Source organism: Mitsuokella sp. oral taxon 131 str. W9106 (assembly GCF_000469545.1).
Classification (GTDB): Bacteria; Bacillota; Negativicutes; order Selenomonadales; family Selenomonadaceae; genus AWVT01.
In genome coordinates this window covers 25,321-49,094 of the sequence record NZ_KI273056.1, presented here as the reverse complement: position 1 = coordinate 49,094, position 23,774 = coordinate 25,321, and the positions used below count along the sequence as shown (strand labels likewise).

Annotated in this window: 27 protein-coding genes; 25 read left to right on the top strand and 2 right to left on the bottom strand. The window is 60.4% G+C overall.

All coding sequences use genetic code 11. The features are described from left to right. Window positions 1–47: 47 nt before the first annotated feature. Both HMPREF1985_RS02995 and clpX read right to left on the bottom strand, forming a co-directional pair. Window positions 48–1,022, bottom strand: coding sequence for a LacI family DNA-binding transcriptional regulator (locus HMPREF1985_RS02995; RefSeq protein WP_021770979.1), 975 nt, complete (start codon window positions 1,020–1,022; stop codon window positions 48–50). Then, on the bottom strand, window positions 1,022–2,296 hold the full coding sequence (clpX, locus tag HMPREF1985_RS02990; RefSeq protein WP_040636882.1) for an ATP-dependent Clp protease ATP-binding subunit ClpX: 1,275 nt from the start codon (window positions 2,294–2,296) through the stop codon (window positions 1,022–1,024). The genes HMPREF1985_RS02995 and clpX overlap by 1 nt, the downstream gene beginning before the upstream one ends. Window positions 2,297–2,614: 318 nt before the next feature. Here clpX and sufC point away from each other — a divergent pair, with 318 nt between their 5' ends. The 25 genes from sufC to HMPREF1985_RS02870 all read left to right on the top strand — a co-directional run bounded on the left by sufC (window position 2,615) and on the right by HMPREF1985_RS02870 (window position 23,720). Next, the gene (gene sufC / locus HMPREF1985_RS02985) at window positions 2,615–3,370 is read left to right on the top strand and encodes a Fe-S cluster assembly ATPase SufC (RefSeq protein WP_021770977.1); all 756 of its coding nucleotides are present in this window, start codon (window positions 2,615–2,617) and stop codon (window positions 3,368–3,370) included. After that, window positions 3,370–4,788, top strand: coding sequence for a Fe-S cluster assembly protein SufB (gene sufB, locus HMPREF1985_RS02980; RefSeq protein ID WP_021770976.1), 1,419 nt, complete (start codon window positions 3,370–3,372; stop codon window positions 4,786–4,788). Before sufC ends, sufB begins: the two co-directional genes overlap by 1 nt. Then, complete coding sequence (locus HMPREF1985_RS02975; protein ID WP_021770975.1) at window positions 4,788–5,624, top strand: SufB/SufD family protein; 837 nt, start codon at window positions 4,788–4,790, stop codon at window positions 5,622–5,624. Before sufB ends, HMPREF1985_RS02975 begins: the two co-directional genes overlap by 1 nt. Further along, window positions 5,617–6,852 carry a cysteine desulfurase gene (locus HMPREF1985_RS02970; protein WP_021770974.1) on the top strand — a complete coding sequence of 412 codons (1,236 nt, stop codon included), beginning with the start codon at window positions 5,617–5,619 and terminating at the stop codon, window positions 6,850–6,852. The genes HMPREF1985_RS02975 and HMPREF1985_RS02970 overlap by 8 nt, the downstream gene beginning before the upstream one ends. Beyond that, window positions 6,842–7,270 (top strand): Fe-S cluster assembly sulfur transfer protein SufU, encoded by a 429-nt coding sequence (gene sufU, locus HMPREF1985_RS02965; protein WP_021770973.1) that lies wholly within the window; start codon window positions 6,842–6,844, stop codon window positions 7,268–7,270. Before HMPREF1985_RS02970 ends, sufU begins: the two co-directional genes overlap by 11 nt. Before the next feature lie 329 nt (window positions 7,271–7,599). Beyond that, on the top strand, window positions 7,600–8,100 hold the full coding sequence (locus tag HMPREF1985_RS02960; protein ID WP_021770971.1) for a flavin reductase family protein: 501 nt from the start codon (window positions 7,600–7,602) through the stop codon (window positions 8,098–8,100). A gap of 58 nt (window positions 8,101–8,158) precedes the next feature. Beyond that, window positions 8,159–8,302 carry a hypothetical protein gene (locus HMPREF1985_RS11265; protein WP_021770970.1) on the top strand — a complete coding sequence of 48 codons (144 nt, stop codon included), beginning with the start codon at window positions 8,159–8,161 and terminating at the stop codon, window positions 8,300–8,302. After that, on the top strand, window positions 8,299–9,018 hold the full coding sequence (locus tag HMPREF1985_RS02955) for a Crp/Fnr family transcriptional regulator (protein ID WP_021770969.1): 720 nt from the start codon (window positions 8,299–8,301) through the stop codon (window positions 9,016–9,018). Before HMPREF1985_RS11265 ends, HMPREF1985_RS02955 begins: the two co-directional genes overlap by 4 nt. A 193-nt stretch (window positions 9,019–9,211) precedes the next feature. Next, on the top strand, window positions 9,212–9,655 hold the full coding sequence (locus tag HMPREF1985_RS02950) for an acyl-CoA thioesterase (RefSeq protein WP_040636878.1): 444 nt from the start codon (window positions 9,212–9,214) through the stop codon (window positions 9,653–9,655). Window positions 9,656–9,666: 11 nt separating this feature from the next. Continuing rightward, window positions 9,667–10,218, top strand: coding sequence for a hypothetical protein (locus HMPREF1985_RS02945; RefSeq protein ID WP_021770967.1), 552 nt, complete (start codon window positions 9,667–9,669; stop codon window positions 10,216–10,218). 15 nt (window positions 10,219–10,233) lie between these two features. Continuing rightward, window positions 10,234–10,902 carry a coenzyme F420-0:L-glutamate ligase gene (locus tag HMPREF1985_RS02940; protein ID WP_021770966.1) on the top strand — a complete coding sequence of 223 codons (669 nt, stop codon included), beginning with the start codon at window positions 10,234–10,236 and terminating at the stop codon, window positions 10,900–10,902. Window positions 10,903–10,909: 7 nt separating this feature from the next. Further along, window positions 10,910–11,656, top strand: coding sequence for a ribonuclease PH (gene rph, locus HMPREF1985_RS02935; RefSeq protein WP_021770965.1), 747 nt, complete (start codon window positions 10,910–10,912; stop codon window positions 11,654–11,656). 2 nt (window positions 11,657–11,658) lie between these two features. Next, window positions 11,659–12,273 (top strand): RdgB/HAM1 family non-canonical purine NTP pyrophosphatase, encoded by a 615-nt coding sequence (rdgB, locus tag HMPREF1985_RS02930; RefSeq protein ID WP_040636876.1) that lies wholly within the window; start codon window positions 11,659–11,661, stop codon window positions 12,271–12,273. Next, window positions 12,270–12,764 carry a metallophosphoesterase family protein gene (locus tag HMPREF1985_RS02925; protein WP_021770963.1) on the top strand — a complete coding sequence of 165 codons (495 nt, stop codon included), beginning with the start codon at window positions 12,270–12,272 and terminating at the stop codon, window positions 12,762–12,764. The genes rdgB and HMPREF1985_RS02925 overlap by 4 nt, the downstream gene beginning before the upstream one ends. Window positions 12,765–13,059: 295 nt before the next feature. Next, window positions 13,060–13,902 (top strand): fumarate hydratase, encoded by an 843-nt coding sequence (locus tag HMPREF1985_RS02920; RefSeq protein WP_021770961.1) that lies wholly within the window; start codon window positions 13,060–13,062, stop codon window positions 13,900–13,902. Window positions 13,903–13,923: 21 nt separating this feature from the next. After that, on the top strand, window positions 13,924–14,490 hold the full coding sequence (locus HMPREF1985_RS02915) for a Fe-S-containing hydro-lyase (RefSeq protein ID WP_021770960.1): 567 nt from the start codon (window positions 13,924–13,926) through the stop codon (window positions 14,488–14,490). Between the two features lie 37 nt (window positions 14,491–14,527). Next, a complete protein-coding gene (locus tag HMPREF1985_RS02910) occupies window positions 14,528–15,151 on the top strand; it encodes a succinate dehydrogenase cytochrome B subunit, b558 family (RefSeq protein ID WP_021770959.1) in 624 nt (207 codons plus the stop codon). A 21-nt stretch (window positions 15,152–15,172) separates the two neighbouring features. Further along, complete coding sequence (gene sdhA / locus HMPREF1985_RS02905) at window positions 15,173–16,996, top strand: succinate dehydrogenase flavoprotein subunit (RefSeq protein ID WP_021770958.1); 1,824 nt, start codon at window positions 15,173–15,175, stop codon at window positions 16,994–16,996. Window positions 16,997–17,019: 23 nt separating this feature from the next. Beyond that, window positions 17,020–17,772, top strand: coding sequence for a succinate dehydrogenase iron-sulfur subunit (gene sdhB, locus HMPREF1985_RS02900; RefSeq protein WP_021770957.1), 753 nt, complete (start codon window positions 17,020–17,022; stop codon window positions 17,770–17,772). Between the two features lie 176 nt (window positions 17,773–17,948). Then, window positions 17,949–18,362: a hypothetical protein gene (locus HMPREF1985_RS02895; RefSeq protein ID WP_051349043.1), complete on the top strand. Its 414-nt coding sequence runs from the start codon at window positions 17,949–17,951 to the stop codon at window positions 18,360–18,362. A 14-nt stretch (window positions 18,363–18,376) separates the two neighbouring features. Next, window positions 18,377–19,297 (top strand): cation diffusion facilitator family transporter, encoded by a 921-nt coding sequence (locus tag HMPREF1985_RS02890; RefSeq protein ID WP_021770955.1) that lies wholly within the window; start codon window positions 18,377–18,379, stop codon window positions 19,295–19,297. A gap of 126 nt (window positions 19,298–19,423) precedes the next feature. Continuing rightward, complete coding sequence (gene gpmA, locus HMPREF1985_RS02885; RefSeq protein ID WP_021770954.1) at window positions 19,424–20,173, top strand: 2,3-diphosphoglycerate-dependent phosphoglycerate mutase; 750 nt, start codon at window positions 19,424–19,426, stop codon at window positions 20,171–20,173. Window positions 20,174–20,221: 48 nt separating this feature from the next. Next, window positions 20,222–21,586 (top strand): class II fumarate hydratase, encoded by a 1,365-nt coding sequence (gene fumC / locus HMPREF1985_RS02880; RefSeq protein WP_021770953.1) that lies wholly within the window; start codon window positions 20,222–20,224, stop codon window positions 21,584–21,586. A gap of 226 nt (window positions 21,587–21,812) precedes the next feature. Then, window positions 21,813–22,730, top strand: a complete 918-nt coding sequence (locus tag HMPREF1985_RS02875; protein WP_021770951.1) for a hypothetical protein — start codon at window positions 21,813–21,815, stop codon at window positions 22,728–22,730. A 15-nt stretch (window positions 22,731–22,745) separates the two neighbouring features. Then, the gene (locus HMPREF1985_RS02870) at window positions 22,746–23,720 is read left to right on the top strand and encodes a YybS family protein (protein ID WP_021770950.1); all 975 of its coding nucleotides are present in this window, start codon (window positions 22,746–22,748) and stop codon (window positions 23,718–23,720) included. The last annotated feature ends 54 nt before the right edge of the window (window positions 23,721–23,774 follow it).

Here is a 23,774-nt window from a genome sequence, read left to right as displayed (position 1 = left end):
TGCTTCGCGAAAGACCACGTGGCAGAAGGCAAAAAAAGAAACCCGCTTCAGCAGGTTTCTCCTTTGATGAGCGAGGGCTTCAGTATCCATGGCAGCGTGTCTGCCGTGCCCTCGGCACGGGCGACGATTTTCTTTGCGGCAAGCGCGGCGAGGCCTTCAATGGGCTGGCGCACGGCTGTGACGGTCTGCGCCCCGATGCGCGTGAGGCTCGTGCCGTCGTAGGCGAGGAGCTTCACGTCGTTCGGGACGCGCCGACCGTGCGCGGCGGCGGCGCGCAGGCAGCTCGCGATCGCGAGGTCGGAGCCGAATACGCCGTCGGCAGCCGGGAAGCGGGCGAAGAGTTCGTCCGCGGCCTGCAGGAAGTCGCGGTAGGCGAAGGCGTTCCACTTCATTTCGATCTGGTGCACCGCGGCGCCGCTCTGGCGCATGGTCTCGGCAAAGACGCGATGGTAGTCATTGGCAGGGGTCGCGACGCCCTGATAGCCCATGATGGCGACGACGTGCCGGCAGCCGCGCCGCAGGAATGCCTCGGCGGCGAGCCGCCCGCCGTATTGGTGGTCCGCGTGCACGATGGGGATGTCTTCGCGGAGGAATCGGTCAAATGCGATGATCGGTCGGTCAAGGTTCGCGTACAGCGCGGTGTCGAGCGTATGCGCGCCCATGATGATGCCGTCCATCGTCTTTCGTCGCAGCATATCGAGGAAAGCGCGCTCGGCGTTGTCCTTTTCCTTCGTGCAGCAGAGGAGCGTCTTGTAGCCGAGCGCGTAGAGCGCGGATTCGAGCGATTCCAAAAGCTCGCTGAAAAACGGGTGGGAGACGGAGGGGACGATGACGCCGACGGTCTTGGTCCGGCTTAGCGAGAGATTTCGCGCGACCTCGCTCGGAACGTAGCGGAGCTTTTCCATTGCCGCCTCGATTTTTCGGCGCGTCGCGGCAGAGACGTAGCCCTTGTTGTTGAGGACGAGGGAGACGGTGCTCGCGGCGACACCTGCCTCTCTCGCCACGTCTTTGATCCGCGCCATCAGGAAAGCGGTTCGATGCGCGGCTTCTCTGTGCCCTCGATGCACGCCTTCGTGACGATGACCTTGCGCGGCTCGCTGCTCTTTGGAATGTCGAACATGATGTCGAGCATCGTATCCTCGATGATGCCCTTGAGGCTGCGCGCGCCCGTCTTGCGCTCGATGGCCTTCTTCGCGACGGCGCGCAATGCCGCTTCCTCGAATTCGAGCGTGACGCCGTCCATCGCAAGGAGCTTTTCGTACTGCTTCACGGGTGCGTTTTTCGGCTCGGTCAGGATGCGCAGCAGCGCGTCCTCGTCGAGCGTTTCGAGCGTGCAGATGACGGGCAGGCGGCCGATGATCTCCGGGATGATGCCGTACTGCATGAGGTCTTCTGGGCGCACCTGATGGATGAGCTCGTCGAATTTCGTCTTTTCCGACGCGCCTTTCGCGTCCGCGCCGAAGCCGATCGAGGCGGCGTTCTTGTTGACGCGCTTTCCGATGACGTCCTCGATGCCGACGAATGCGCCGCCGACGATGAAGAGGATGTTCGTCGTGTCGACTTTGATGGTCGGCGCCTCGGGGTGCTTGCGCTGGCCGCGCGCCGTGAACTCGACGACGCTGCCTTCGAGCATTTTGAGCAGTGCCTGCTGGACGCCCTCGTGGCCGGGGTCGGCGGTGATGGAGTTGTTCGCGCCCGACTTCCTGGCGATCTTGTCGAACTCGTCGAGGTAGATGATGCCGTGCTCGGCGCGCTCCGTGTCCTTGTCGGCGGCGTAGTAAAGGTTGCGTACGGCGACTTCGACGTCGGCGCCGACGAAGCCCGCCTCCGTGAGGCTGGAGGCATCGGTGACAGCGAACGGTACGTTGAGGAACTTTGAGAGATGCGAAAGGAGCGCCGTCTTGCCGCAGCCCGACGGGCCGAGCATGATGACGTTCGACTTTTCGATTTCCGTGCCGTCCTCGTTTTGGAGGCCGTACTTCATGCGCTTGTAGTGGTTGTAGACGGCGACGGAGAGGATCTTCTTCGCGTGGTCCTGATTGATGATGTACGCGTCGAGATACTGCTTGATGATATGCGGCTTGTTCTTTTCGAGGATCTCGTCAAGCTGCACGGCGAAGTCACGCTGTTTCGTCTCGGCTGCTGCCGTCTCGTGTTCGTCGAGGAAGTGGTTGATCTCGCGGATGCAGTGGCTGCATATCGCAAAGCCCGTATTCGGGTCGTATATCGGCATGTCGTATTGGTCGCGGACTGCGACGACACGCTTGCAGAAGCTGCACTGAAGCTGTTTTGCCATGGGAAATTCCTTTCTCCTTTGCCGGTTGGCGAAAAATGATTCTTTCCCAACCATTATCGCCGATTGCCGTATTTTTTTCAAGGGCAGCACAGGAGTCCGTCCGAAATATCAATAGACAGGAGTTATCATATAACCGTTATCTGTTGACATTTTTTTTATTTCGCCATACAATGAAATGGTAATTCCGAGTATTTTCATAGGGATTGAAGCGCGGCGTCTTGCAAAGCGGAGGGGAGCCCTTCCTTTGCAGCCTGCCGGGAGCAAGCAGGCGGCGGACGCGGCGCTTTCGATAGCAGAGTATGGCAAGGAGAGTAGGTCATGTCGAATACGCTTTTAGAGCTCAAGGATCTCCACGCGGGAGTCGAGGGGAAGGAAATCCTCAAGGGGATTTCGCTTTCCGTCGGGCGCGGCGAGGTCCACGTGATTTTAGGGCCGAACGGCTCAGGCAAGTCGACGCTCATGAACGTCATCATGGGACATCCGAAGTATACGGTGACGGCGGGCACGATCCGCTTTGAAGGCGAGGACATCGCAAAGGCGAAGACATTCGAGCGCGCGCGCCGCGGGCTGTTCCTGTCGTTCCAGACGCCGGAGGAGATCCCCGGCATCACGGTCGAGAACATGCTGCGCACGGCGAAGCAGGCCGTGACGGGCGAGCGGGTGAAGATCCTCCCGTTCCGCAAGCAGCTTCGCGCGATGATGGAGGAACTCCGGATAAAGCCGGAGTACGCCGAGCGCTACATGAACGTCGGCTTTTCCGGCGGCGAGAAGAAGCGCAATGAGATCCTGCAGCTTCTCATGCTCGACCCAAAGCTCGCGCTGCTCGACGAGACGGATTCCGGACTCGACGTCGATGCCGTCCAGATCGTCTCGGAGGGCGTCGCGAAGTATCACCATGCAGGAAACGCCTGCCTCATCATCACGCATAACACGCGCATCTTGGAGAAGCTGACGGTCGACCGCGTGCACGTCCTCATAAGCGGGCGCATTGTCGAAGAGGGCGGCGCGGAGCTCGTCGCGGACATCAACGCCAACGGCTATACGCATATCGCGGGCGCGCAGGCAGGGGAGTGATGAGGGTGGCTGAGAAGAAAAAAACGTACGTCGAGGACATCGAGCGCACGCTCTACGACATCCGGGACGCGGACAACGCGAGCTACAAGTCGGAAACGGGGCTCACGGAGGAGATCATCCGCGACATTTCGGCGCGCAAGCACGACCCGGCATGGATGCTCGACTTCCGCTTGAAGTCGCTCGCGACCTACAATTCGCTCTCGCTTCCGACGTGGGGGCCGGACGTCTCCGAACTCAACATGGACGAGATCGTCACGTACGTCCGCCCGAACGCGAAGATGACGGGCAACTGGCAGGAAGTCCCGACGGACATCAAGAACACGTTTGACCGCCTCGGCATCCCAGAGGCGGAGCAGAAGCAGAGTCTCGCGGGTGTCGGCGCGCAGTACGATTCGGAGGTCGTCTACCACAGCATCCAGGAAGATCTCGTCAAAGAGGGCGTCGTCTACACGGATATGGAGACGGCGCTTACGGAGCATGAGGACATCGTCAAAACGTACTTCATGACGCTCGTGCCGCCGCACGACCACAAGTTTGCGGCGCTCCACGGCGCGGTCTGGTCGGGCGGCTCGTTCGTCTATGTGCCGGAGGGCGTCGCGGTCAAGATCCCGCTGCAGTCGTACTTCCGTCTCAACGCGGCGGGCGCAGGGCAGTTCGAGCACACGCTCATCATCGTCGAAAAGGGCGCGAGCCTTCACTTCATCGAGGGCTGCTCCGCGCCGAAGTACAACGTGACGAATCTCCACGCGGGCTGCGTCGAGCTCTTTGTCAAGGAAGGCGCGCGCCTGCGCTACTCGACGATCGAGAACTGGTCGCGCAACATGATGAACCTCAACACGAAGCGCGCGCTCGTCGAGAAAGACGGCATCATCGAGTGGGTGTCGGGTTCTTTCGGCTCGCACGTCTCGTGCCTCTACCCGCGCAGCGTGCTGCGCGGCGAGGGCGCGCGGTGCGAGTTCACGGGCGTGACGTTCGCCTCGAAGGGGCAGAACCTTGACACGGGCGCGAGCGTCATTCACGCCGCGCCGCATACGTCGTCCACCATCAACACGCGCACGATTTCGAAGGCGGGCGGCAAGGCGACGTACCGCAGTGCCGTCAAGGTCACGAAGCATGCGCCGTTCTCGAAGTGTTCCGTGAACTGCGAGTCGCTCATGCTCGACAGTGCCTCCAGGAGTGACACGCTTCCTGTCATGGACATCGAAGCGAGCGAGGTCGATGTCGGACATGAGGCGAAGATCGGCCGCATCAGCGACGAGGCGATCTTCTACCTCACGAGCCGCGGCATCGACGAGGATGAGGCGCGCGCGATGATCGTGCGCGGCTTCGTCGAGCCGATCGCGAAGGAGCTGCCGCTCGAATACGCGGTCGAAATGAACAATCTCGTAAACATGGAGCTGGAAGGGACGATGGGCTGATGCGTGAAACGAAGACATTTTCCCGGATCCCGATGCGGACATGGCGCTGGCTTGGCGTCAACGACCTGCCCGCGCCGGCGGATTTGGACGATGCGATAAAGAAGGAACAGATTCTCGTGCAGAAGGGGCAACGGGACGAAATCGTCCGCGCCTTCCGCACGGGCGGCAACTACGAGGTGCAGGTGCATCTCGAAGCGGGCGCAGCGCTCCACCTCGTGCTCGCGCAGCTCGCCCCGCAGGCGGAGAGCTGCACGTGCCGCGTGCGCGTGCGCTGTGCGGCAGACGCGAAATTCGCGGCGACGCTCGCCGAGGTCGGCGCCCGCCATGCGGCGGCGGAGCTCTTTGTCGATCTCGCAGAGGAGGGCGCCGGGGCGGATGTCTGGGGGCTTTACTTCGGCGACGGCGAGCAGAAGCTCGATCTCAACTATGTCATCCGGCAGGGCGGCACGCATACGGATGCGAACATGCAGGTGCGCGGCGCGCTCAAGGGGCATGCGGAGAAGATCTTCCGCGGGACGCTCGACTTCCTTGAGGGGAGCAGCGGCTCGGTCGGACGCGAGAACGAGGAAGTCGTCCTGCTCAGTGACGGCGTGCGCAATCGCAGCGTGCCGATCATGCTCTCGCACGAGGCGGATGTCGACGGCCATCACGCCGTTTCCGTCGGCAAGATGGACGAGGATCGCCTCTTTTACCTCATGAGCCGCGGGCTAGACCTCGCGGAAGCGCAGCGACTCGTCGTCGAGGCATCGCTCGCGCCCGTGCTTTCGCGCATTCCCGATGCGGCGCTGCGCGAGGAGATTGACCAGTTTTTGCAGGAGAGGATTACGAATGGCTGACGCACAGGAATTTTTGAAAGACTTCCCGCTCCTTGGGCAGAAGATGAACGGGAAACAGATCACGTACCTCGACAACGGCGCGACGACGCAGAAGCCCGAGCAGATGATCGAGGCACTCTGCCACTACTACGGCGGCTGCAACGCGAACCCGCACCGCGGCGCGTATGCGCTTTCCGTCGAGGCGACGGAGATCTACGAGAAGGCACGCGTGCGCACGGCGCAGTTCATCCACGCTGCACGTCCAGAGGAAATCATCTTCACGAAGAACGCGACGGAGGCGCTGAACCTCGTCGCTTACAGCTACGGCATGACGAACGTCCACGAGGGCGATGAGATCCTCATATCGATTGCCGAGCATCACAGCAACCTCGTGCCGTGGCAGCATGTCGCGAAGGCAACGGGCGCACGCCTTCGCTACATCTATTTGGAAGACGACGGCAACCTCTCGGAGGAGGACATCGAGAAGAAGATCACGGAGCGCACGAAGCTCGTCGCCGTGACACAGATTTCGAATGTCCTCGGACTCAAGAACGACATCCGCCGCATCGTCAAAAAGGCGCATGCCGTCGGTGCGGCTGCACTCGTCGACGGCTCGCAGAGTGTCGCGCACATGGCGGTCAACGTGCAGGATCTGGATGCGGACTTCTTCGCATTCTCGGGGCATAAGATGCTCTCGCCGATGGGCATTGGCGTCCTCTACGGCAAGTACGATATCTTGGACGCGATGCCGCCGTTCCTCATGGGCGGCGATATGATCGATTCGGTCGAGGAGCAGGATACGACGTGGGCGGAGCTGCCCGCGAAGTTCGAGGCGGGCACGCAGAATGTCGGCGGCGCGGCAGGCCTCACGGCAGCGATCGATTACCTCGAATCGCTCACGTTTGACCGCGTCGAGGCGATTGAGAAGGATCTCGTCGGCTACGCGCTGCCGAAGCTCCGCGCGCTTCCCTACATCGAGCTGTACGGATGTGATTCGCGCCGCCCCAACAAGACGGGCATCATCGCGTTCAACGTCCGTGACGTGCACCCGCACGACGTCGCGAGCATCCTCGACAGCTTCGGTGTCGCGATCCGCGCCGGCCATCACTGCGCACAGCCGCTGCATCACTACCTCGGTCAGAACGCGAGCTGCCGGGCGAGCTTCTACTTTTACAACACGCGTGCGGATGTCGACCGCTGGATTGCGGCGCTCCAAAAGGTGAGGGGGGTGCTCGGCTTTGGCGCTTGAGGATATCTATACGGAGCTTATCGGCGAGCATAGCCGAAATCCCGAAAACAAGAAGGAGCTTCCTGGCGCGACGTGCTCGCTCAAGGGGCATAATCCGAGCTGTGGCGACGAAATCACGCTCGCGCTCAAAGTCGAGGACGGCGTCGTCAAGGACGCGGCGTTTACGGGCGTCGGCTGCGCGATCTCGCAGGCGTCGGCGGACATCATGATCGACCTCGTGCGCGGCGAGACCGTCGGCCATGCACGGGAGCTTGCGCACAAGTTCATCGGCATGATCAAGCGCGAGGTCACGGACGAGGCGGAGCTCGAGGAGCTCGAGGACGCTGCCCTCCTGCAGAACGTTTCCAATATGCCCGCACGCGTCAAATGCGCCGTGCTCGCATGGCATACGCTTGACGACGCACTCAAGGAGAAATGAGCGCAGGTTATCCCCAAATTCCAGCGTTTATCCACCGCAAAAAAATGACATTATCCACAAGGATTTTCGTATCGCTTGTCTCTGTTGGGGATTTCCCCCAAAAGCCTGTGCATAACACTGTGGACAATGTGGATAACTTCCGATTTTCACCAAAAGCGTGTGGAGTGTGCACGCAGACAGAATAGCAGAATAAAAGAATCACGGATCAAATGAAATTCGTCGGATTGGCGTAGGGTTTCCGCCGAAGTGCGGCCAAAAAGATGCGTCAAGATGGCACGGCGGAAGGTATCCGTGCTTCCTAAACTTATCGTAAGAAAAGGAGGATAAAAATGGCAAAGGAAATCGCGGCAGAAGCGTTTGCGGAAAGCCCGTTCAAAGTGATCGGCAAGGAGTGGATGCTCGTCGCGGCGGAGGCGGATGGCAAGGCGAATGCGATGACGGTGTCTTGGGGCGGCATGGGCGTGCTCTGGGGCAAGAATGTCGCGTTTATCTTCATCCGTCCGACGCGCTACACGAAGGAGTTTATCGATCGGGCGGATAAGCTCACGCTTTCCGTGTTTACGGAGGAACACCGCAAGATGATGCGCTATTTCGGCACGGTGTCGGGGCGTGACGAGGACAAGCTTGCAAAATCCGGGCTTACCGTCCGCCACGAGAACGGCTACACGACGTTTGCCGAGGCACGCGTGACGATGGAGTGCCGGAAGCTCTACGCACAGGCGCTCCAGTCCGATTGCTTCCTCGACAAGTCGTGCGACGAGAAGTGGTATGATGACGACTACCATACGATGTACGTCGTCGGGATTGAGAAGATTCGCGTAGAAGGATAACGGAAGACGCACCGCCTGTGTCTATGGCGGTGCGTCTTCTTGGGAAAGGGAGCACGTTATGGCGGTGCGGATTGTGTTTTCCGATAGGGATGGAGCCCATTTGGCGGATGACAAGCGCGTGACGGGGCGCACGGCTTCAAATGAGGCGGACGGCATCTACGAGCGCCTCGTGCGGCGCGGTGTCATCGAGGCACGGCCATGACGCAGCGGAAGCCATGCGGCTGCGCTGAAGCGATGGAAGCATCCGCCTGCGAGATCCTGCGGTGCAGCATGCTTACAGCGGGCATGACGGACGAGGAGATCGAGGAGCTGCTCGCGTCGAGCAAGGTACATCGGCAGCACTACAGTCGCGGCGAGATCCTATTTTACGACGGCGATATGCCGAAATACCTTTACATCCACCTGAAGGGCGAAGTGCATATCCTCAAGGATACCGTTTCGGGCAGGCGCATCTTCATCTCGGAGGTAAGCGAGCCGGGCGATATGTTCGGCGAGGTCTACAACGTCCTCGGACAGCCGTACGATATTTACGTCGAGGCGGTAGAGGCGAGCGATGTGCTCATGATCGCGAGCGATTACTTCACGATCGACAACGCCGGCATGACGCGCAGCGCGCTCCTCGTCCAGCGCAATCTCATGCGCATCTTTGCGAAGAAGGCGTACTTCATGCACGGGCGCATCAAGGTGCTCGCGAGCGGCTCGCTGCGCGAGAAGATCGTGCGGTTCCTTTTTCAGATCATGAAGCCGGACGGTACGGCCATGCTTATGGCGACGCGCGAGTACCTCGCTGCCTACCTTGCCGTCACGCGCCCCTCGCTCTCGCGCGAGCTCGGCGCCATGCAGCGGGAGGGCTTGCTCGCCGTCAGCGGCAAACGCATCAAGGTGCTCGATATGGCGCGGTTCGAGGCGTATTTATAGAAAACACCATGATAGCCGCCTCGTTCATTTCGGGCGGGACAGCTATCATGGCGTTCGCCCCGTTTGGCGGAACTTTCCCTCGGAACTTTTGCAAACGGAATGTCTTAGGGATGACGGGGCGGGCTTGACTTTGCCTCTCTTTTGGTCTAGGCTAAGACTGCTGAGTCTTATCGACGCAAAGGAGGCGTTTTTCTTGCCCATCATCACGGAACACCATGTGAGTTTTTACGATACGGACGCGATGGCAGTCGTCCATCATGCGAATTACATCCGCTGGTTTGAGGAAGGGCGCGTCGAATATCTCCGCAAGTATGGCATCACGCTCGAAGATCTCATGGAGGACGGCTACGTCTTCCCGATTACGGAAGTGCGGGCGCGCTACCTCGCACCGGGGCGGTTCGATGACACGGTCTGCATCGAGACGCGCGGCAGCCAGCTCACGAAGGCGAAGATGGCGTTCACCTACCGCGTCTTCAACAAGGCGACGGGTACGCTCATGGTGCGCGGCTTCACGCAGAACGTCTTCACGCACCGGGACACGGGCAAGATCTGCCGCCTGCCGGCGAAATACTACACGAAGCTCGCGCTCGCCATGGAGGACGAGTCGGACTGGCTTGAGACAGAAGCGGACGAATAGGGGGATTTATCATGACGGTCATCCATATCATGCTTGCCATTGTCCTTGCCGTTTTCGTCATCGGCAGGCTATTGCTTCACTTCTGCGGCAAAGAGGACGTGCGCGTCGGCATCGATGCGCCGTTCACGGTCGAGGAAAAGACAGCGGATCACATCGTGCTGTCGAAACCGCTTTTCTTCCATAACGAAGGCACGTCATGCGCGACGCTCATGGACGCCATCGTGCGCCCGCAGCTCCCGTACGAGCAGTATGCGGGGCTTTCCGTGCGCGGCAAGGCGGAGTGCGAGGGGAAGGCGCGCGAGGACGACTACTTCGAGGCAGTCATCGTGCAGAAAAAAGGCGATGCGCACGACGAGGACAAGCTGACGGTCTATGCGAAGATCGAACTCCGTCCGCGCGGCGGACGCACGCTTGCAGATGCGGTTGCCCATGCCGTCGATTTCGGCATCGACTTCATCTGGCTCGAGACGGGGCGCATGCCGTGCCATTACCGCAAGGTGCGGCTCGAGCTCACGGCGGACGAACTTGCGCGGCTCGCGGGCGTCACGCTGGCAAAAGACTGAGGGGAGGGGCAGAAGATGGAAGAGACGAAAGAAATCGAACGCATTCCCGTGCCGACGCGCATCCTGACGGAAAAGGACGACATCGTCGATGCGATCGAGCACTACACGAAAGGCAAGATCGGTCCCGATGACCTCATCTGCTTCGCAGAGAGCGTCGTCGCGATCACGCAGGGGCGCTATGTGCGCCCTGAGGAACTTGCGATTTCGGGCGTTGCGCAGTACTGCTGCCGCTTTATCCCCGACTACGGCAGCCTCGCCTCGCCGCACGGCATGCAGTCGCTCATGGACGTCGCGGGCAAGTGGCGCGTCGTGTTTGCGCTCGCCGCGGGCTTTTTGGGCAAGCTCATCGGGAAGAGCGGGCTCTTCTACAAGTGGGGCGGCGAGCAGGCGGCGCTCATCGACGACGTGACGGGCACGATGCCACCGTTCGACAAGTGCATCGTCTACGGCCCGGATGAGCCGGACGAAGTCGCCCTTCGCGTCCGCGAACGCCTTGGCTGCTTCGGCGCGATGATCGCCGACGTCAATGACTTGAAGCGCAGCCGCGTCGTCGGCGTGACGGAGGGGACGGACGGCGCGCTCGCGGCAAAGCTCCTCCTCGACAATCCGTTCGGCAACGCGAGCCAAAAGACGCCGATCTGCATATTGAAACACTATCGCCAGTATCAGGAAAAGCAGGCATAATATTCAAATGACGAGAACCTATCATCGCGCTGAGGACGCAAAGCGTCCTTGCCGGATCCAGCGCCATTTTCAGAACGGTCCCGCCGGCTCGGTGCTCATTGAGACGGGCAGCACGAAGGTCATCTGCGCCGCGACGGTCGAGGAGCGCGTGCCGTACTTTTTGCGCGGCACGGGTGAGGGCTGGATCGCGGCGGAGTATGCGCTCATCCCGAGCGCGACGGGCACGCGCACGGCACGCGAAGCCGTGCGCGGACGCCAGTCGGGGCGCACGCAGGAAATCGAGCGCCTCATCGGACGCAGCCTGCGCTCCGTCGTCGACCTACGCGCGCTCGGCGAGCGCACGATTCTCATCGACTGCGACGTGATCCAAGCGGACGGCGGCACGCGCACGGCTTCGGTCACAGGGGCCTTTGTTGCGCTCGTCGAGGCATGCTCGACATTTTACAAGAAGGGCGGCGTCTTCCCCGTCCGGGATTTCCTCTCGGCCATCAGCGTCGGCATTGCGGCGGCCGGTACGGCGATTCTCGATCTCGACTACGAGGAAGACGCAAAGGCGATCGTCGACATGAACGTCGTCATGGCAGGCGACGGCCGCTTCGTCGAAGTGCAGGGCACGGGTGAAGGCCGCCCGTTCTCGCGTGCAGAGCTCGGAAAGCTCTTGGAACTTGGCGAAAAAGGCTGCCGCGAACTCATTTCCTATCAGAAGGATGTGCTCGGCGGGCAGCTCGTATGGCTCGTGGGAAGAGAGGGCTGAGGATGGAAAAGATCGTGATCGCAACGAAGAACGAGGGCAAGGTCGGCGAGATGCGCGAGGCGCTCTCGCACCTGCCCGTCGAAGTCGTCTCGCTCCGCGCGTTCGGCGATCTGCCGGACGCGGTCGAGGACGGCAAGACGTTTCTCGAAAATGCGAAAGCCAAGGCGGCATTTTACGAAAAGCGGACGGGCTGCATCTGCATGGCGGACGACAGCGGGCTTGAGGTCGAGGCACTCGGCGGCGCGCCTGGCATCTACTCGGCGCGCTATGCGGGCGCGCACGGCGACGACGCGGCGAACAACGCGAAGCTCTGCGAGGAGCTCGCGCGGCGCGGGCTTCCCGAGTCGCGCGCTGCGTACCGCTGCGCGCTCGCTGTCTGCACGCCGGATGGCGAGGCGTTTCAGACACTCGGCTCGTGCGAGGGCGTTGTGCGCCGCGCGAGGCGCGGCACGGGCGGCTTCGGCTACGACCCGTACTTCTATCCGGACGCCTGCATGGGACGCTCGATGGCGGAGCTCGTCATCGGGGAGAAGATCCGCATCAGCCATCGCGGCGCGGCGCTCCGCCTCATGGTCATGAAACTGCAGGAGTTTCTCGCGGGGGGGATCAGCCTGTGAAAATCGGAATCGTAAGCGACAGCCACGGCAGCATGGGCGCGGTCGAGGCCATGCTCGCGCACCCCGCGGCAAAAGGCGTAGCGGTCTGGCTTCACGCGGGCGACTTCGCGCCCGATGCAGACGCTCTCGCAAGGCTCGCGGGCGTCCCCGTCTACTGCGTCGCGGGCAACGGCGATTGGCCGAGCCCGCGCGTGAAGGACGAGGAACTCGTCGCGCTCGCGGGGCATCGCATCCTGCTCGCACACGGCCATACCTACGGCGTGCAGTACGGACGGGAACGGTTCGCGAAGGCGGCGCGGCAGGCGGGTGCGGACATCGCCGTCTACGGCCATACGCACTGCGCTGAGAACTGCATGATGGACGGCGTGCTCGTCCTGAACCCTGGCAGCGTCGCGCGCCCGCGCGACGCGATGGAGGGATCGTTCATGACGATGGAGCTCACGGAAGGAAATGCGCCCGGCGTTCAGCTCATTCGGTTTGAGCCGCGATGATGCATAGGATGATGCATGGATGGATCGGTGGAACCGGCAAAATGGTTTCGCGCAGCCAAAGAAAGATTAAAAAAGTCCTGTAAAAAAGCAGGATTTTTTTTTTGGACAGCAAAATAATACAGTGAGTCAGTGTGATTCGGGTCACGTGTAAATGCCTTTTGGCTTTGTGAAAAGGTGAACGGGGTTCATAATTCTTATGAATTGTCCGTCGCTTTTCGCGCTTGAATGCGGTATCGCTTTATGCTATGATGGGCATACATCACACGATAAGTCAAATTTATAGGAGGGATTCATTTTGCGAGAGCTAGACGCAAAACAAATCACGGAAGCCGTAGCGCAGATGTGCAAGGAAGCGGCGTACTACTTGCCGAAGGATGTGTACAACGCTCTGAAGCGCGGCCGTGAGACGGAGAAGTCTTCGGTCGGGCAGGCGGTTCTCGATCAGATCATCAAGAACGCGGAGATCGCGCGTGCGGAAGACCGTCCATACTGTCAGGACACGGGCATGACGATCGTGTTTGCCGAGGTCGGGCAGGACCTCCACATCACGGGCGGCAATTTCGAGGATGCCATCAACGACGGCATCGCAAAGGGCTACACGGAAGGCTACCTTCGGAAGTCCGTTGTCGGCGAGCCGCTCTTCAACCGCGTGAATACGACGAACAACACGCCGGGCGTCATCTACACGGAAATCGTGCCGGGGGACAAGCTCAAGATCACGATTGCGCCGAAAGGCTTCGGCTCGGAGAACAAGTCGGGCGTCAAGATGCTCGTCCCGGCGGACGGCGTCGAGGGCGTCAAGAAGGCGGTCATGGAGATCATCCTCCATGCGAGCATGAATCCCTGCCCGCCGATGGTCGTCGGCATCGGCATCGGCGGCACGATGGACCGCGCGGCGCTCCTCTCGAAGAAGGCGCTCACGCGCTCCATTGACGAGCGCAATCCGATGCCTGCGTACGCGAAGCTCGAAGGGGAGCTTTTGACGCTCATCAATGAGACGGGCATCGGACCGCAGCTCGGCGGCACGACGTCCGCGCTCGCCGTCAACATCGAGTGGGGGCCGACGCATATCGCCGGCCTTCCCGTTGCCGTGACGATCTGCTGCCATGCGATGCGCCACGCTACGCGCACACTTTGATTGCAGGTAGGAGGGAATATCATGGCAGAACCAATTCGCATCCATACGCCTTTTACGGAGGAAATGAGCCGCAAGCTCAGGATCGGCGACAACGTCCTTATCTCGGGCGAGATCATCGCGGCGCGCGACGCAGCGCACAAGCGCATGTGCGAGGCGCTCGCCAAGGGCGAGAAGCTCCCCGTCGACTGGCACAACCAGATGGTCTATTATCTCGGCCCGACGCCCGCAAAGCCCGGCGACCCGATCGGCTCCTGCGGCCCGACGACGTCCGGCCGCATGGACGCCTACACGCCGACGATGCTGGAGCAGGGCATCAAGGGCATGATCGGAAAGGGCTCACGTTCGAAGGAAGTCGTCGAATCCATGAAGAAGAACGGCGTCACGTATTTCGCTGCGGTCGGCGGCGCGGCGGCGCTCATCGCGAAGTCGGTCAAGAAGTACGAGGTGCTCGCCTACCCAGAGCTCGGCCCTGAGGCCGTCGCCCGCCTGACGGTCGAGGACTTCCCTGCCATCGTCGTCATCGACTCGGAGGGCAGCAATCTCTACGAGGAGAATCAAAAGAAGTATCGCACGCTGAAGGGATATTGATTCCTTCAGAATCTACCTTACCGATAGGAGGTTTAGCATGTTTCATACTACTTTTTACCTGCGCCGCCTGCATTCCCTCGTAGGTCTCCTGGCGCTGGGGCTGGTGCTCTTCGAGCACATCTTCACGAACTCCATGGCCATTGGCGGGCCGAAGGCGCTGAACGGCGCACTCGCGATGATGGAGCTGATCCCGCATCCGATCTTCGTCGCGATCGAGGTCACCTGCATCGGCGTACCGCTCCTATTCCATGCCATCTACGGCATCTACATCGCGCTTCAGGCGAAGAACAATCCGTCGCATTACGGCTACGTCCGCAACTGGCAGTTCGCGCTGCAGCGCTGGACGGCATGGTATCTCGTCGTATTTCTTCTTTGGCACGTCTTCTACCTGCGCATCTTCGTCAAGGGCATCACGGGAACGCCGATTTCCTATGAGCTCCTGCAGACGTACTTCACGTCGCATCCCGTGTTCACGGTGCTCTACATCCTTGGCATGTTCGCCGCGATCTTCCACTTCACGAACGGCATCACGACGTTCTGCATGACGTGGGGCATCGCAAAGGGCCCGCGCGTTCAAAGCGTCATCAACGTGCTGAGCATGTGCCTTTGCGCCGTTCTCTGCCTCGTGACGCTCGTATTCATGGGCAGCTACTTCATTTAAGGCGAGAAAAGGAGCATAGCAATGGCTAAAAAACCAGCAAAAATCATTATCGTGGGCGGCGGTCTCGCAGGCCTCATGGCCACGCTCAAGATCTGTGAGGACGGCAGTTCCGTCGACCTCTTCTCCTACTGCCCCGTCAAGCGTTCGCATTCGCTTTGCGCACAGGGCGGCATGAATGCCTGCATGGATACGAAAGGCGAGCACGACTCGATCTACGAGCACTTCGACGACACGGTTTACGGCGGCGACTTCCTCGCCGACCAGGGAGCGGTCAAAGGCATGGTCGAGATGGCGCCGAAGCTCGTCAAGATGTTTGACCGCATGGGCGTCCCTTTCACGCGCACGTCTGAGGGAACGCTCGACCTCCGCAACTTCGGCGGGCAGAAGAACAAGCGCACGGTATTTGCCGGCTCGACGACGGGGCAGCAGCTCCTCTATGCACTCGACGAGCAGGTTCGCCGCTGGGAGACGAAGGGCACGGTCAAAAAATATGAGTTTTGGGAATTCATCAAGATCATCAAGAACAAGCAGGGGATCTGCCGCGGCATCGTCGCGCAGAACATGAACTCGAATGAGATCAAGGCTTTTGCCGCGGACGTCGTCATTCTCGCGACGGGCGGCCCCGGCCAGGTCTACGGCCGCTGCACGGCCTCGACGATCTGCAACGGCTCGGCGGTCAGCTCCGCGTACCAGCAGGGCGCTGAGATCGGCAACCCGGAGTTCCTGCAGATCCATCCGACGGCTATCCCGGGCTCGGACAAGAACCGCCTGATGAGCGAGGCTTGCCGCGGCGAGGGCGGACGCGTCTGGGTCTACCGCAAGAACCCGCAGACGGGCGAGAAGGAGCGCTGGTATTTCCTTGAGGATATGTACCCTGCATACGGCAACCTCGTTCCGCGTGACGTCGCATCGCGTGCGATCTACAAGGTCGTCGTCCACATGGGGCTCGGCATGAAGAACCCGAACCGCGTCTACCTCGATCTCTCGCATATCCCAGCCGACTACCTCGAGCGCAAGCTCGGCGGCATCTTGGAGATGTACGACGACTTCGTCGGCGAAGATCCGCGCAAGGTCCCGATGGAGATCTTTCCGTCGATTCACTACTCGATGGGCGGCATCTGGGTCGATACGAAGCATCATACGAACATCCCTGGCCTCATGGCAGCCGGCGAGTGCGATTACCAGTACCACGGCGCAAACCGCCTCGGCGCGAACTCGCTGCTTTCGGCAACGTATTCGGGCGTCGTCGCCGGCCCTGAGAGCCTGCGCCTCGCACGTTCCGGCGAGCTCGGCGATGCGCTCACGCCGGAGGAGATGGAGGCGGCGCGCAAGGAGTGCGCCGAGGAATTCGACCGCATCCGTGCGATGAACGGCACGGAAAATGCGCACCGCCTGCACCATGAGCTTGGCGACATCATGTACAAGTACGTCTCAGTCGAGCGCGACAACAACGGACTGGCCGAGTGCCTCAAGGAGCTCAAGGGCATCCTGAGGCGCTGGGATTCGATCGGTGTCACGGATCACGGCACGTGGGCGAACCAGGAAGCGATGTTCGTCCGCCAGCTCCGCAACATGATCATCTACGCGATGGCGATCACGAAGGCGGCGCTGCTGCGCGACGAGTCGCGCGGCGCGCATGCGAAGATCGTCCTTGAGAACGGCGAGCGCAAGCTCGACGAAAACGGCGACCTCGTCTTCATGCCGCGTGATGACGCACGCTTCATGAAGACCACCATCGTCTCCTTCAACAAGGAAACGGAAGAGCCGGAAGTCACCTACCGCGAGTTTGATCACTCTCTTATCAAGCCTCGCCTGCGCAACTACGCCGTAGCGAAGAAAGAATAAGAGATAAGAGGGAGGATAAGAAAATGGCAGAACAGAAGAAAGTTCGTTTCGTCATCGAGCGGCAGGACGGCCCAAACGATAAGCCGTACACGCAGGAATTCGATGTCGACTATCGTCCGGGGCTGAACGTCGTCGCAGCCCTGATGGAAATCCAGAAGAACCCCGTCACCGTCGACGGCAAGACCGTCGCTCCGGTCGTTTGGGAGTGCAACTGCCTCGAGAAGGTCTGCGGCGCCTGCATGATGGTCATCAACGGCAAGGCACGTCAGGCATGCTGCTCGCTCGTCGACAAGCTCGACCAGCCGATCCATCTCGCGCCGGCCCGCACGTTCCCCGTCATCCGCGATCTCCTCATTGACCGCTCCGTCATGTTTGAGAGTCTCAAGCGCATCCATGGCTGGGTCGCAGTCGATGGGTCGTGGGACAGCAAGGACGCGCCGGGGCAGAACCCGTACACGGCGCAGACGGCTTACGAGATCTCGCACTGCATGACGTGCGGCTGCTGCCTTGAGGCATGCCCGAACGTCGGTCCGCAGTCCGACTTCATCGGCCCTGCGCCGACGGTGCAGGCATATCTTTTCAACCTGCATCCGCTCGGCAAGTACGATGCGCCGATCCGGCTCAATGCGCTCATGGAAAAGGGTGGCATTACGAGCTGCGGCAACAGCCAAAACTGCGTCGAGGTCTGCCCCAAGAACATCAAGCTCACGACGTATCTCGCGCAGCTCAACCGCGATGTCAACAAGCAGGCACTCAGGAACATCTTCGACCATTGACCATTGACCATGGCCTGCGATTCGCTGGCATGTTACGCCGGCTTCCCATTTTGGGAGGCCGGCGTTTTGCATGGGAGGAGGAACCTTGACGCGCCTCTTCGCGCGACGTATAATAACTAGATAAATGCCGCAGCAGGATGGCTCCGCCTGCCTTGTTTTTTAGGAGATGGATGAAAATGAAATGGAACGTGATTCGAAATGGCGCCTGCCTCGTCGCCATGGCATTGTTTTTTATGTCGGGGGTGTGTCTTGCGGAGGACATGCAGTTCGTCGACGCGAATGGTTCGACGGGATACTACGTCGACACGGACTCGATTTCCTACGAGAATACGAAAGAGGGCGATACGCCTGTCACATACGTCTGCGCGCGCATTGCCGTCGTGCGCGCCGATGACAATCGCCGCTACCTCTACGCGATGAAATTCGAGCCCGCGAAGTCGACGTACCGCATCATGGCGTCCGAAGTGCAGGCATACGACACGAAGGAAACCATCGAGACGAGTGCGGCAGTCGAGCTGCCCCGCCGCTATGGGGCGAACTCGCCGATGAAGGAAATCGTCGACTTCATCATGCAGGCGAAACGCCCGTAAAAGGAGGATTTCCCATGACGGAAAACGATGTGCTGAAGAAGCGCACAGCATGGCTTTCGATCGGCTCGAATACGGTGCTTGTCCTCTTGAAACTCATCGTCGGATTTTCCGTCGGCGCCGTCAGTCTCGTCTCGGAGGCGCTGCACTCAGGCGTCGATCTCGTCGCTGCGCTCATCGCCTTTTGGGCGGTGCGAAAGTCCACCGTGCCGCCCGATCTCGAGCACGACTACGGGCACGGCAAGTTTGAGAACCTCTCGGCGGCCATTGAGGCCGTGCTGATTGTCGCGGCGGCGCTCGGCATCCTCTATGAAGCCGTGGACAAATTCGACGAGATGGCCGTGCCGGAGTTCCTCGAATACGGCATCGCCATCATGCTCTTCTCGATTGCCGTCAATTTCCTTGTCTCACGCCGCCTGATTGCCGTCGCAAAGCGGACGGGATCACAGGCGCTCGAAGCCGACGGACTGCACCTCCAATCCGATATTTGGACGTCGGTCGGCGTGCTTCTGGGCCTCGTGCTCATGCGGATGACGGGCTGGGCGTGGCTTGACCCCGTCATCGCGATTTTCGTCGCCGGCATTATCTTCCGCGCGGGCTGGCGCATGGTGCGCGCGTCGGTGATGGAGCTTACGGACGCGAGCCTGCCGCTCGAAACGGAAGCGCGCATTATGTTCCTCATCGAGAGCGTGCCGGAGGTGCGAGACTGCCACTGCCTGCGCACGCGCCGTTCGGGCTCCTACAAATTGCTCGACGTCCACGTGCTCTTTGACGGCACGATGCCCCTCGCGCGGGTGCATGCGATCTGTGATGAGCTGGAGAAAAGGATCCGCGCGGAGTTTGGCACGTTCGACGTCATCATTCATCCAGAGCCTGCCGAATCGCATGAAGACGAGACGAAGGAAAGCGTATATGCGGCATCCCATCGGCGACTATGAGAAACAGGCGTGAGAAGAATCTCGCGCCTGTTTCGCTGATCCGAATAAAGATACAGGTTCTTCTTGCTTTATCGTACGATAATGAGTATACTTGTCGTATAGGGGAATCGAATAGGAGGGTTTGCTATGCATCAACTTGTACTCTTACGCCATGGCGAAAGTGAGTGGAATAAGTTAAACTTGTTTACGGGCTGGACGGACGTCGACCTCAGCGAACAGGGGCGCGCGGAAGCAAGGCAGGGCGGGCAGCTCCTGAAGGATGAGGGCTTTGATTTCGATGTCTGCTACACGTCATACCTCAAGCGGGCAATCCACACGCTCGGGCACGTCCTCGATGTCATGGACCGCGACTTCTTGCCTGTGCACAAGTCGTGGAAGCTCAACGAGCGCCATTACGGCGCGCTTCAGGGGCTGAACAAGGCGGAGACGGCAGCGAAGTACGGCGAGGAGCAGGTGAAGATCTGGCGGCGCTCGTTCGACGTGAAGCCGCCTGCGCTTACGCCGGACGACGAGCGCGCACCACAGAAGCAGCCCGCCTACCGCAATGTTGCAGCGGAGGACTTGCCGCTTGCCGAGAGCCTTGAGACGACGATTGCGCGCGTCGTTCCCTACTACAAGGAGACGATTGAGAAGGACATGAAGGCAGGCCGCCGCGTTCTCGTCGCCGCACACGGGAACTCGCTGCGCGCGCTCGTGAAGTACCTCGACGATATTTCGCCGAAGGAGATCGTAACCGTCAACATCCCGACGGGCGTGCCGCTCGTCTACGAGTTCGACGAGGCGTTCAAGGTCGTCCGCCACTACTACCTCGGCGACCAGGCGGCGCTGAAGGCGAAGATGGAAGCGGTTGCCAATCAGGGAAAGAGCAAGGGGTAACGGAGGGCCGCGCGCAGGAAAGGGCACGTAGGGAAAGGAGAAATCGCTATGGAATACAAAGTAGAACACGACTCGCTCGGCGAGGTCCGCGTGCCGGCGGATCGCTATTGGGGCGCGCAGACGCAGCGCAGCCACGAGAATTTTCCGATCGGCACGGAGACGATCCCACGCGAGGTCATCCGCGCGTTTGCCGTCCTGAAGAAGGGCGCGGCATTTGCCAATCACAAGCTCGGCAAGCTCGACGAAAAGAGACGTGCCGTGATCGCAAGCGTATGCGATGAGATCCTCGACGGCAAGCTCGACGGGCATTTCCCGCTTTCCGTTTGGCAGACGGGCAGCGGCACGCAGTCGAACATGAACGTCAACGAGGTCATCGCGAACCGCGGCAATGAGATCGCGGGAGAAAAGCTCCTGCATCCGAATGACCATTGCAATATGTCGCAAAGCTCGAACGACACGTTCCCGACCGCCATGCATATCGCGGCTGCCATTGCGATAGAGGACACGCTTCTGCCGAGCATCGACGCGCTCGCGGCAACGCTTTCACGCCTCATCGAGGAGAACGAGGGAATCGTCAAGACGGGGCGGACGCATTTGCAGGATGCCGTTCCCATTGCGTTTTCACAGGAGATCAGCGGATGGCGCGCGATGCTGACGGAATCGCGTGCGATGATTGTGCAGGCGCTTCCCTTTTTGAAGCAGCTTGCACTCGGCGGGACGGCCGTCGGCACGGGACTCAATGCGCCGAAGGGATTCGATGTGGAGGTCGCGCGCATGATCAGCGATCTCACGGGGCTCGACTTCGTCACGGCACCGAACAAGTTCCACGCGCTTTCGAGCAAGGACGAAATGGTTTTCGCGCACGGCGCGCTGAAGGGGCTTGCCGCCAATATGATGAAGATGGCAAACGACGTGCGCTGGCTCGCGAGTGGCCCGCGCTGCGGCCTCGGCGAGATCCAGATTCCCGCAAATGAGCCGGGCAGCTCGATCATGCCGGGCAAGGTCAATCCGACGCAGTGCGAGTCCGTCACGATGGTCGCCGTGCAGGTCATGGCGAACGATACGGCCGTCGGCATAGCTGCTTCGCAGGGCAATTTTGAGCTGAACGTGTTCATGCCCGTCACGATCTACAATTTCCTGCAGTCCGTCCGGCTGCTCGCCGACTCGCTCCGTTCGTTTGACCTTCGCTGCGTGCGGGGGATCAAGGCGAACCGGGAGAAGATGCATGAGAACCTGCACCGTTCCCTCATGCTCGTGACGGCGCTCAACCCGTACATCGGATACGAGAAGGCGGCGAAGACCGCCCACAAGGCGTTTGCAGAAAATATTTCGCTCAAGGAAGCGTGCGTTGCGCTCGGCTTCCTATCGGCGGAGAGGTTTGACGAAGTGTTCCACCCGGAAGAGATGGTCTGATCGTCGAGCAAAACCGAAGAGACAACGACAGGGAGACTGCCCCTCACATTGACGTGACGGGGCAGTTTCCCTATAATGGGACTACTGGGACTACGGCTGTCCGCATGCGGAAATCCTTTTTCGCATTCGCAGAAGAAATATGATATAATACGAAATATCGGTATAAAGAAACGCGGCATGGCGGCGCTCGTCATGCGCGTATGATTTGGACGAATGGAGGCATATCATGACGCTTCGCAAATTCTTTTCTGCGCTTCTCTGCGCGATTTTTCTCGTGTCCTCGATGGGCATCGTCGCTGCGGCGACGCCGGATACCGTGCAGGACAAGCTCGAACTCATCGAAAAGGATACCTACGGAACGCCGCAGACGGGCGCGCTGCTCGACCGAATCATCAAACTGGAGAAGGACTACGACGGAGGGAACCGCACGGGCAGCCTCATGGCACGTGTCAATGCCATCTACGACGAGGTCTACACGAACAGCACGTATCCCTCGATCCTCGCAGAACTCAACGCGATCGAGTGGAACGTGACGCATGAAGTCAGCATGGACTCGGTCGAGAACCGCGTCGCGAATCTGGAGATCCGGCTTGCGGGGCAGACGAGCGAGGGCACGTACAAGAAGCGCATCGCGGCGCTCGCGAAGATCTCGTTCGGCACGGCGACACTGCCGATGGCGCCGATTGCCGTGCCGGCGAACACGCTGATAAAGGTCGCGCTCGTCACGCCGGTCAGCACGAAGAATATCAAGGTAGGCGATACCGTGAAGTACAAGGTCGCCGATGATGTCATCGTCGACGGCAAGCTCATCTTCGCGAAGGGGCTTCCGGGGGAAGGCGTCGTGACCAAGGCGAAGCCCGCGCGCAACTTCGGGCGGAATGCAAAGGTCGAGGTCGACTTCAAGCAGACGAAGGCGATCGACGGAACGGAAGTCGATACCTTCGTCGGCGAAGAGGCGAAGGAAGAAATGAAGAATCTCGCGATGGCAGCCGGTGCGAGCCTCGCCGGCATGGTCATATTGGGACCGATCGGCGTCATTGCAGGTGCGTTTGTCCATGGCAAGAACATCGAGCTGCCGGAAGGCACGGAAGTCTACGTCCAGACGAAAGCGGAAACGACGCTCTACGGCGTCCAGACGCAGTGATCAGCAAGAGGGAAGATGGAACAACATCGTATCACACCACTGACGGAGAGCGGGATGCTCGTCGCGCTCTCCGTCGTCATGGCGCTTGGTGCGCTCTGCCTGCCCGTCGTCGGCGTCATTCTCGCACTGCTCTATGCGCTTCCGATCCTCGTGCTCGTCGTGCGCCACGGCATGCGCTGGGCTGTCATGGCGGCGGCAACGTCTGCCGTGCTCATGGCGGCGCTCATCGAGCCGATGGTCTCGCTTCGTATGGCGATTTCGTTCACGCCTACGGGGCTGGCACTCGGCATAGGGTTCCGGCGTAGGTGGGGCGGCGTGCGGGTCTTTGTGCTCGCGCTTGCCGTATCGATCCTCGCGAAGCTTGCGGCGCTCGGCCTTCTTTTTGCCGTCACGGGGGTAAATCCCCTTAACATGGAGCTTGAGGCGGTGCAGCAGACATTCGACGCATCGTTTCAGATGTACGAAGGGATGGGCGTGTCCGGGGAGGCCATCGACAAGAGCCGTGCGCAGATAGGAGAAGGGCTCCAGTTCGTCTCCATGCTCCTGCCGCTCGTCGTCGCCATGATGGGCCTGCTCGACACGGCAATCGGCTATTTTGTCGGAGGGCGCGTCCTCCGGCGCCTCGGGCACGAGACGCCCGCCCTGCCGCCGTTTGCCGCGTGGCGCCTGCCGCAGGTGTTTCTTTACGTCTTTGGCTTTGCGCTTGTCGGTCTTTACTGGGGCACGACGCGCGATATCAAGATGCTCTACCAAGCGGCGCTCAATCTCAACATGCTCGCGATCTTCGCAGGGATGATCGAAGGGCTTTCGCTCATGAGCTACGTCATGGATCGGTATCGTTTGTCGCGGCTCATTCGCGTGCCCATCTATGCGATGGTCGTATTGAATGGAACACTTGCCCAGATTTTGGCCTTTGCGGGGCTGTTCGATATGCTGTTTGATTACCGCCGCCGGTTCGGCAAAAAGGACGGGACGGACAAGAGGTCGTGATTCCGCGCGGCTGTGCCGCGCCCTTGGAATCGTGCTTTGAATAGAAAGAGGTAT